The sequence below is a fragment of the Neobacillus sp. 19 genome (genome assembly GCF_049463095.1).
In the GTDB taxonomy this organism is placed as follows: domain Bacteria; phylum Bacillota; class Bacilli; order Bacillales; family Cytobacillaceae; genus Neobacillus.
This window is the reverse complement of record NZ_JBMPZU010000063.1, coordinates 91,621-101,142: the sequence shown is the minus strand read 5'-3', so window position 1 is coordinate 101,142 and position 9,522 is coordinate 91,621. Positions and strand designations below refer to the sequence as shown.

Here is a 9,522-nt window from a genome sequence, read left to right as displayed (position 1 = left end):
GTTAATTTACTATCAATCTCTACCTCAATGTTCCAATCTCTTTGCAAGTGGTTGAATAGATTCAATTGCACGTTTATATGGACTTGAAATAATTCGGTCAATTTTAATATTGGAAAAAAACTCGCATAAACCAATCGCTTGTTTAAGACCTCTATCCGTAAGTTGTGCTTCAGGCGGCTGTCCTGCAGCCTCACAATGCCTAATAACATAAATTCTCCTTCAAAAACGGCTGCAATATTATGTATAAAAGTCTTCTTCCACAGCAAAGCAAATCTGTTAATACCAGCGTATTTGCAAAAGGTTGCTGAATACCTTTTTCATCTGACGGCGTATGAAATTTTACTAGCTCTATCCATGCCTGACCATCTTGCATCCAATCCTACACATGCCGTTTTAACATCATTCAGTCCAACTGTTCTCCATCCAATTCCCATTCCGCTTGCCCTTCAAGTCCTCATTATTAACGCCTTATTCCTCATGATCTGTACGTAGAGGTGAAGCATATAGATTAATAAATAATATGTAAACAGGATACAGAATGACAGACCCATAAATCAGAAGGCTAAATCTCGGAAAAAGTGACTCCTGCATTTATAGGAAAAACAACAGGGAAAAAGGAGAAAAAAAGAATAAAATAGGGTGCCCACAAAAGGTATGACAAATAGCTGTATTTTCTACCTATAGTCCAATTTGTTAAGCAAATGAAGAAAATGGTCGAAAGTAGAAGTCCGAATAACATTAATAACAGCAATTACAAAGTAAACATTATCCCATTACCCCAGCCAGTTAACGTACTAATATGAGATACATTTACTATGAGTTCGATTGCAATATACAACGCTATAGCGTATAAGGCACTGATACGTCTTTAACTTTATTAAAAACTTCATCATAAACCTCCTTAATTAAGAAACAGCAGCACCTATGAGTTCAGTTCTTTATTTCAATTATATTCATTTTTAAAGTAAACTGCCCCTTTTATACATCAAAACAAAGGAGGGCTAACAGCAATCATTCCTGAACCTGCGAACGCCGTTAGTTATATAATAAAAAGCCGCCAATGAAGGCAGCCGGATCTTCCAGTATGGCACCCTTTAAGTTTAAGAAGAAATCTTTAAAGTTGGAGATTGAAATCATTTAAAGTGCCATTCCTTATTTATCGGATTTTTCAGCCAACTCTAAAATAATTCCCTCTGGACCACGAACGTAGCATAACTTATAACTTTCTTCATATTGCTGTATCTCGCTAAAAATTTCCGTGCCCTTCTTTTTCAATTTTGCAACAATAGCTTCAATATCTTCCACAGCAAAGCAAATATGTCGGATACCCAGCGTATTTGCAAAAGGTTGCTGCACACCTTCTTCATCTGACGGCGTATGAAATTTGACTAGCTCTATCGATGCCTGACCATCTGTCATTCGCAATCCTACACATGCCGTTTTAACACCATTTAGCCCAACAATTCTGTCCAGCTGTTCCTCCATCCAATTCCCATTCCGCTTGCACTTCAAGTCCTAAATCAAGAAAAAACGCTTTAGCAGCAGAAAGATCATTTACGTTTATACTCACATGATCTATCCTATTGATTCTCATATCTCATACCTCCTATATTCCTGTTATTTTCAATTGCCCTCTTTCGCTCTATTTCATCATCCCTCACCAAATGTTCCCTATTAGGCGAATGATCATTTTTGGTATAAACATTAAGATGTTCCAAACCACTTCAAATATAAACTCAAATAGGGTATACTTAAAAAAACCGTCTCTATTTCTTTTTTTATTTTTCATCTCATAACTCCCAATTACTGAATCTTCGTTTAACTATTCGGCTTTATTCATCAAACATATAATTAAATTTTTTCATCAGAATAAAGCCTTTAATTTTCATAATTACCAATGTATAGTTACAATCATATCATGATTAGGACTCCGGCCATTTATTTATTGATGACTAAGAAGATCAGAAGTCGTAATTCAATCATGTAAAATGAATTAGATATACCCTACTGTCAGTTCTCCTTTAAGTATCAGTGAGTTGGATATTGTAATCCGTAATAAAAATTGTTAATATGAAAATACAATTATGAGAGGACTGATGAATGAACAATGATTAACTAATCTATATTTTTATTTGAAATGAATAACTTCAAACTACAAAATATAGGATTTAGTCTATCCATTTTTATAAATCAGTTTTCACTTTATTTGTCACGATACAAATGGCAAAAAAGAACTTATTTTATATAAGTGAAAGACTAATCCTTCCAATTACAACTTGGGAGGATTTTTTATTCTTCCATCGATCAGAATGAAGGTATTTAACCTGTAACTTTAATCAAATAAAAAAGGAGCGAGAGAAATGAGCAATTCTGACCCTATTGTTACGCATGTAATACTCCGTATAAGTCGCTAATATCCATCAAACTTATGCGGAGTAATTTAGAATAATGAATGTGCCGACTTTGTATTAAAAGTCAAGAGTATTGATATACAAAGGAGGAATTATTATGTCAATGATACAAGTTCAAGACTTAACTTTTTCCTATCCAGGCAGCTTTGATACGATTTTTGAAGGTGTGAACTTTCAAATAGATACGGATTGGAAGCTTGGATTTATCGGTAGAAATGGACGAGGTAAAACAACATTCTTTCATTTATTATTAGGGAATTATGAGTATAGTGGGAAAATCATTTCTTCGGTAGAATTTAATTATTTTCCTTATCCAGTTTCGGATAAAAACAAGTATACTTATGAAATTCTTGAAGAAATTTGCCCCCAAGCAGAGGATTGGCAATTTCTTCGTGAAATATCCTATCTCAATGTTGATGCCGAAGTCATGTACCGACCATTTAACACATTATCAAATGGAGAACAAACAAAGGTGTTGCTTGCTGCACTTTTTTTGACTGAGGGTCAATTTCTATTAATTGACAAGCCAACCAATCATCTAGACACGGATGCACGAAAGACGGTCTCTGATTATCTAAGGGAAGAAAAAAGGGTTTATTTTAATATCACATGACAGAATTTTTTTAGATGGATGTGTTGACCATATTTTATCTATAAATAGAGCAAATATTGAAGTTCAAAGTGGTAACTTTTCTTCATGGAAGTTAAATTTTGATCGACAGCAGGAATACGAAGAGGCAACAAATCAGCGTCTACAAAAAGACATCGGGAGATTAAAACAGTCTTCAAAGCGTTCATCTGGTTGGTCTAACCAAGTGGAGGCCTCCAAAAATGGGACAACGAATTCAGGCTCTAAGTTGGACAAGGGGTTTGTAGGACATAAAGCGGCAAAGATGATGAAGAGAGCAAAGAACCTTGAATCAAGGCAACAAAAAGCTACTGAGGAAAAGTCAAAATTGCTAAAAAATGTGGAGAAAACCGAGTCATTAAAATTGAAACCACTGGAATTTCAGTCAAATGAATTGATTGTTTTAACTGATGTGTCTGTTAAGTACGATGACCAAATAGTGAATAAGCCAATTAGCTTTAATGTGGAACAAGGCGATCGAATTGTACTTGACGGAAAGAATGGAAGCGGAAAAAGTAGTATCCTCAAATTAATTATTAGGAAATCCGATACAGCATACAGCATGAGTAAATTTAGGCTCAGGTCTCATTATTTCCTATGTCCAACAAGATACTTCACATTTGAAGGGACTGTTATCAGACTTTATTGACATGCATAAGATTGATGAAACGTTATTTAAATCCATCCTGCGTAAGATGAATTTTTGACCGAATACAATTTGAGAAAGATCTATCCCATTATTCTGGTGGACAAAAGAAAAAGCTGCTCATAGCCAAAAGTTTATGCGAGAAACCGCATTTATATATTTGGGATGAACCGTTAAATTTTATTGATATTTATTCGCGCATACAAGTTGAAAAGCTTATTCAAAGTTTTAATCCCACAATGGTTATTGTTGAGCATGATCAGGCATTTCAACAAATAGTTGCAACAAAAACTATATCTATGTAAATAAGGTATAGTCGCAGTTGTAAATTTCCGACCTCGTCGAATTGTTGGATTCAAATCAGAGGTATTAGTAATTGGCGGTGTACCAGAAGAGGTAAAACCAGATGAGCCTGTTAAAAATGGTACACCGATTGCCTAAGTATGGATCGTCAAACGACGGTCTTTTATTATTTTCATCATCAAAAAAAGAACCGGTTCGGTCCTTTTTGTCCTTGCTGGTTAAATTGTTCAATTTCCCGCTCTTAACATATCCGTCAAGCCATTGTCATTCACGTATTGAAATCCCTCTATTTTCCCTTCATCCTTTGTAGAAAAACGGACATCCCCTTCTACATTAGCCGTTTTTTCCTCTTCTCCATTTTTCTGGCAACCGACCTCTGCAATGAAGCTATAACGATTTGAGGTATTCTCACTTTGCTCAATCGTGATATTCTTAAGACTCAGCTTATAGCCACTATCGTTAGCATATGTTGGGTATTGAGTGGCAAATGCAGCTACGAAGGAATCGAGCCCAGATTCTGTAAAGTAAGGTCCGTATACCTTTGCATAATACTTACCTAATTCTTGGATTTCCTCTTTATTATTCAGCTCGATAAACTCCTCATCTGGACCAGTAAACTGATGTTCAAGAACCTTTTTAATCGCTGTCTTATGCTGATCTTCCTCCTCTTTTTGAGAGCACGCAGCTAGTAAGAACCCTGACATGATTAACAGTAAACAAATAAAAAACGATGTTACTTGGTGATTATTTTTAAACATAACTCCACTCCCTTCTTTATATGTCATACGTTTGAAATAATGGAAAGTTTCAACAATTAGGTGTTTTTTTACCATTTAAATTGCGCGTTTAAAATCCTTTCTTAATATCATTGTTGTACAATTAACCCGAAATCAAAATGTAATTATTCTGTCACCTCAATACAGTTGATGTTAAGAATATGAAAGTATAAACTTTACTTACTATTTGAGGAGTGATTAAGCTGAAAACAGTAACCGTGAATGAACTACAATTCAAGAAAAAATTATCTATGATTGAACAATTTACACTCAAAGATTTCCTATTTAAATGGGTGGGTAGACCAACAGAAGGATTAGATGATTTTCTGCCACTTGAGTACATAGAAAGTGTCTTTCCAAGGATGGAGGCAAAAAAGGAAACAACCTTCCTTATTAATGGGGATGAACATTTCAGATATGCGACAATAACAGAAGAAAATCAAATTGTAATAGGTGTTTTAGATTCGAATAAAGAGTTAAAGCATAGAATCATTTCTCTGGATGAGGTATTAATAGGTAAGCACTTGTAAAGTGCTTACCTCAGATTGTCGACAAAAGGCATTCCGAATAAGTCTATTCGGGTGCCTTTTGTCATTTTTAAGTATTTTTTGCTCAATTTTTCTTTGTACAAGACCCCTCCGGGGTCGTTTTTTATGCCATTGTTGGATTAACCCAAGTCCAGTTTGTCATCTTCTTTAAATTCATGGCAGCAAAAGTAAGCATCGCCTGCATAGACAATTTTTTAAGTCCCCTTAAATTTGTCCATCGCATCCCATGCTTCTCTTTCGCGTCTGCAAAAACACGTTCAATCGTTTCCTTGCGTCGTGTGTAGATTATTTTATTTTCGTCTGTATGCCGAAGGTGTTCAGCTTCCTCAAGGTACGCTTCCCAAACATGCCGTTGAATTAGCTTTTGATGGTTTTTACTTTGCGTACATTGGGATAAAAACGGGCATTCTTTACACTGAACCGGATTTGAAAAATACTGCCGGTATCCTTCCTTCGTTGTCGTGCTATATTTCAACTCCTGTCCTCCCGGACAAAGGTAGCAATCATAGTGTTCATCATAAACAAAATCATTCTTTTTCAAATAACCTTCTTTGGTACGAGGGCGTGTATAAGGTAAAGCAGGACGAATCTCATTTCCAATTAAGTATTGAGCAATAGCAGGTGTTTTGTATCCAGCGTCAGCAGCAACAGCAACAGGTTTCCCTGAGTTTCCTATGACTTTTTCAAGAAGAGGCTCCAACATTGTACTATCATGAACATTACCAGGGGTGACAATTGCGCCTAAGACAAAGCCATTTTTATCAGCAGCCGCATGAAAAGAATAGGCAAACTGCTTCGTCCGTTCGTCCTTCACGTAATACCCACTTTCTGGGTCCGTGGTACTTTCCTTGATCTCCTTCGTTTCTTCCTTTTCAAATTTGTCAGGTGGGAAAGGCTTTTTCCCATGTTCTTCACGATCACAATTGATTTCTTGTTGGAGACGTTCTTGATACGCTTTCGTTTCCTTACGAACTACCTTTTTCTCAAATTTACGCTTATTGGCACTTGCCTTCACGTGCGTAGAATCAATAAAAACATGTTCGCTACTTACCAATTTCTTTTCGGCTGCCTGCTTTAGAATTCTGTAAAATATCTGTTCAAATAAGTCTGTATCCTTAAAACGGCGTTCATAGTTTTTACCGAAAGTAGAGAAGTGAGGCACCTTATCATGGAATCCATACCCAAGAAACCAACGATAAGCTAGGTTCGTTTCAATTTCTTCTATCGTTTTTCGCATCGAGCGAATACCGAACATATATTGAATAAATGCCATCTTAATTAATACAACAGGATCGATACTTGGACGTCCTCGTTCAGCAGAGTACATCTCTTGAACAAGAGGATAAATAAATGAAAAATCTATAGCAGCTTCCACTTTTCGGACCAAATGGTTCTCCGGAACTAACTGTTCAAGGGTTATCATTTCTAATTGATCCCGATTCATCTGAGTATTTTTCGTTAGCATTTTCTTCATCACCTTACAAAATTAGTAGTATCTTCATTATACAAAAAAAACTGTAGGCAAATCCCCCAAAAATGGGGGATTTGTCTACAGTCTGAGGTAAGCACTTGTAAAGTGCTTACCTATTAAGTTTTTTACTTAATTCTTCAGTTTAATTATTAAGGCTTCTTCACCATCCTGCTCCATTTTCAAATCATCAGAACCAGGGTCATCATACCTAAACCACTCTCTCCACATAAGGAATTCCTGCTTCTATATAACTTCTTACTAATTTCCAATCATTAATACTATTTTTTTTGAACGTTTGAAATAATAAGTTTGCTGTATCTAATCTCTTACCTTGAATAACCAAAGTAGCTGATATAATAGCCATAGTTTCTGCTTCTCTTAAAGGAAGAATTGAAATTACATCTATATTCCATTGAGCATCATTTTCTTTAGCAAAATCAAAGCCCTGTTCCCATCCAATTATTGATTCTTCATAACCAAAGTCAACTATATCTCCACCTGTTATTTCTCTTGCTTCATAATCTTTTGATATTAATTCTTTCAAGCCCTCTAAAGAGGAAGTTCTCCTAATATCTATATAAGTATCTAAAAACATTGAAAATGAGTTGTCCATCAAAGAACCTCCTAAAAAGATGTTTGTATTTACAATTCTATATAATATGAAATATTCCTTTATTTCCCTAACCTTCCTGTTGGTTGAACAAGAAAAAGAGCCGCAGCTACGACTCTTTGTTTCGCTCAAGCACCGTTCGTATTATAAGGTTAACCACAAACCAATATGAATAATTAATGTAAATAATTGTTCAGAAGATTATTGATTGAGTGATTTATTTCATTTATGTTAGGATTTTCTACTTTCATATCGTTAAGGCTATATTTCCTTTTTAGTTGAATAATTCTCTCTATGCTTTCGTTTAATCTTTGTTCGGAAATTTCCCCATTTTGAACAGCCGTTTTTAAAGAGGAGGTAATCTTAACCACATTATTATAGTCATGCCCGACTAAAATAATATCGCTTCCTGCCTTTACCGATTCCACCGCTGCTTTGCCAATATCAAAATGTTCTGTGATAGCTCCCATTGTCATATCGTCCGTTATGATTACTCCCTTGAAACTAAGTTGTTTTCTAAGAAGATCCGTCATGACAGCTTTGGACATGGACGCCGGATTGGTTTTATCCAATTCAGGCAATAAAATATGGGCGACCATCACGACATCTGCTCCATGATCAATTGCACGTTCAAACGGAATTAGCTCTAGTTCTTTCAGTTGTTTCAGGCTTTTATTGACAACTGGGAGTTCCAGATGGGAATCAACCGATGTATCTCCATGTCCAGGAAAATGCTTAATGGTAGGGATGACGTCTTGCGACTGAATCCCTTTCATCGTTTGAATCCCAAGTTTACTTACGATTTCCGAATTATTCCCAAATGATCGATCCCCAATAACTGGGTTATTGGGATTGCTGTTAATATCAAGAACAGGTGCAAAATCGAGATTTAAACCAAATTCTCTTAATTCATGCCCTATTAGTGTGCCGACTTTATAAGAAAACTCGGGATTATTTACCTGTCCAATCTGTTTATTTGGAGGAAAGTTAACAAGTCCACCCGGTAATCTTGTCACTCGTCCCCCCTCTTGGTCAACGCCTAAAAAAAGTGGTAAACTCGAAACATTTCCAGCTTTCAGTTGATTCACAAGTTGAACGGTTTGTTCAGGGGTTTCAAAATTATTTTTGTAAAAAATAATTCCTCCGACATGGAATTGGCTTATTAATTTCTTTGCGTTTGTATCCATTCTGGTCTCGGAAATCCCAGCTAGAATCATCTGCCCTATTTTATCTTCTAAGCTCATTTTAGAAATTACTTCTGAAATGGTTTGGTTTTCTTGTTGATTCGGCTTTTTTGATTGTTGATTTGGTGTTTTTTCAAGCTGTGTATAGAGTGATATATGGTCAACTTTAGGATTTGGCTCCTGCTCTGTTTTTACTGGTAAAACCCATAATAAATCAGTAGAAGCCATTGCATTATAGACAAGTATCATTTCATCATGGGTTGAATCTTTATAGTATCGAATGGCATCCGGTTCTCCACCAATTTTCTCAATTTCCTTTAAAGAAATATTTTGTAGAGCGGAATCATAAGATCTTATATCAATTACAGTCCGATCTGCATAGCCGATTGTTGCATGATGACTTTCATATTCCTCATACCTCCCTTTAGGAGTTTCCGTAATATGGTCTGATTTTCCCCACTCTTTATTTACTTCATTCCATCCTGATTCACCAGAAACAAAGGAAATGTTCGGAACCTTACCTACCTTGGATAAGGAAAACGTTTCCTCTACTAATTTCTTAAGATTTGAATTCTGATCATTCTTCGAGTCCACTGTATTTTTACCGGAAGGTTTAGTATCGGATGGATTAGTTATAATTGGGCTTTCTTTAATTGGCGTTTGTTCGCTATCAATTTCTTTAATTGCATAATAAACTCCAATGATTAAGGCAAACATTACTAGTAGGATTGTAAAAATACGTAGTTTATTTCGAGAAGCCCTTTTTCTTTTCCTTATCATGTTCCAATTCCCCTTTCTACCTTTTTAGCACTCCTCTAAGTTTCCGTAGTTCATCGTTTATTGGGTTTTGAGGCAGTCCCGATTTTTGGGTTACTTGGTCTATGGTATATTGCAGTCTTTTTTTGCGACCAGTTTCAATCCAAAGCCAAATAGTCTACCATACTG

The 9,522-nt window shown here is 35.7% G+C and carries 7 protein-coding genes and 3 pseudogenes; 4 read left to right on the top strand and 6 right to left on the bottom strand.

Annotation, left to right across the window (positions count from 1 at the left end; translation table 11 throughout):
* Window positions 1-24 precede the first annotated feature (24 nt).
* Window positions 25-204, bottom strand: a complete 180-nt coding sequence (locus ACO1D1_RS21195; protein ID WP_423337009.1) for a histidine phosphatase family protein — start codon at window positions 202-204, stop codon at window positions 25-27.
* On the opposite strand from ACO1D1_RS21195, the gene ACO1D1_RS21190 reads away from it, so the two are divergent.
* Window positions 196-492 carry a hypothetical protein gene (locus ACO1D1_RS21190; RefSeq protein WP_423336998.1) on the top strand — a complete coding sequence of 99 codons (297 nt, stop codon included), beginning with the start codon at window positions 196-198 and terminating at the stop codon, window positions 490-492. The two genes, ACO1D1_RS21195 and ACO1D1_RS21190, sit on opposite strands and share 9 nt — an antisense overlap.
* Window positions 493-1,152: 660 nt before the next feature.
* Here ACO1D1_RS21190 and ACO1D1_RS21185 read toward each other — a convergent pair.
* A pseudogene (locus tag ACO1D1_RS21185) lies at window positions 1,153-1,594 on the bottom strand (VOC family protein).
* A gap of 914 nt (window positions 1,595-2,508) precedes the next feature.
* Between ACO1D1_RS21185 and ACO1D1_RS21180 the strand changes: the two are divergent.
* Window positions 2,509-3,990, top strand: a pseudogene (locus ACO1D1_RS21180) (Lsa family ABC-F type ribosomal protection protein).
* A gap of 7 nt (window positions 3,991-3,997) precedes the next feature.
* Window positions 3,998-4,126, top strand: a pseudogene (locus tag ACO1D1_RS21175) (tRNA-binding protein); the annotation flags it as partial.
* An 89-nt stretch (window positions 4,127-4,215) separates the two neighbouring features.
* Here the strand turns inward: ACO1D1_RS21175 and ACO1D1_RS21170 are convergent.
* Window positions 4,216-4,746: a hypothetical protein gene (locus ACO1D1_RS21170; protein ID WP_423336997.1), complete on the bottom strand. Its 531-nt coding sequence runs from the start codon at window positions 4,744-4,746 to the stop codon at window positions 4,216-4,218.
* Window positions 4,747-4,958: 212 nt separating this feature from the next.
* On the opposite strand from ACO1D1_RS21170, the gene ACO1D1_RS21165 reads away from it, so the two are divergent.
* A complete protein-coding gene (locus ACO1D1_RS21165) occupies window positions 4,959-5,294 on the top strand; it encodes a hypothetical protein (RefSeq protein WP_423336996.1) in 336 nt (111 codons plus the stop codon).
* A gap of 121 nt (window positions 5,295-5,415) precedes the next feature.
* Here ACO1D1_RS21165 and ACO1D1_RS21160 read toward each other — a convergent pair whose 3' ends face one another.
* From ACO1D1_RS21160 to nagZ, 3 genes are all read right to left on the bottom strand, one after another.
* Entirely contained in the window at window positions 5,416-6,777 is a 1,362-nt protein-coding gene (locus tag ACO1D1_RS21160) for an IS1182 family transposase (RefSeq protein ID WP_423337008.1), read from the bottom strand.
* Window positions 6,778-6,991: 214 nt separating this feature from the next.
* A complete protein-coding gene (locus ACO1D1_RS21155; protein WP_423336995.1) occupies window positions 6,992-7,396 on the bottom strand; it encodes a flavoprotein in 405 nt (134 codons plus the stop codon).
* A 173-nt stretch (window positions 7,397-7,569) separates the two neighbouring features.
* Window positions 7,570-9,357 (bottom strand): beta-N-acetylhexosaminidase, encoded by a 1,788-nt coding sequence (nagZ, locus tag ACO1D1_RS21150; protein WP_423336994.1) that lies wholly within the window; start codon window positions 9,355-9,357, stop codon window positions 7,570-7,572.
* Window positions 9,358-9,522 lie beyond the last annotated feature (165 nt).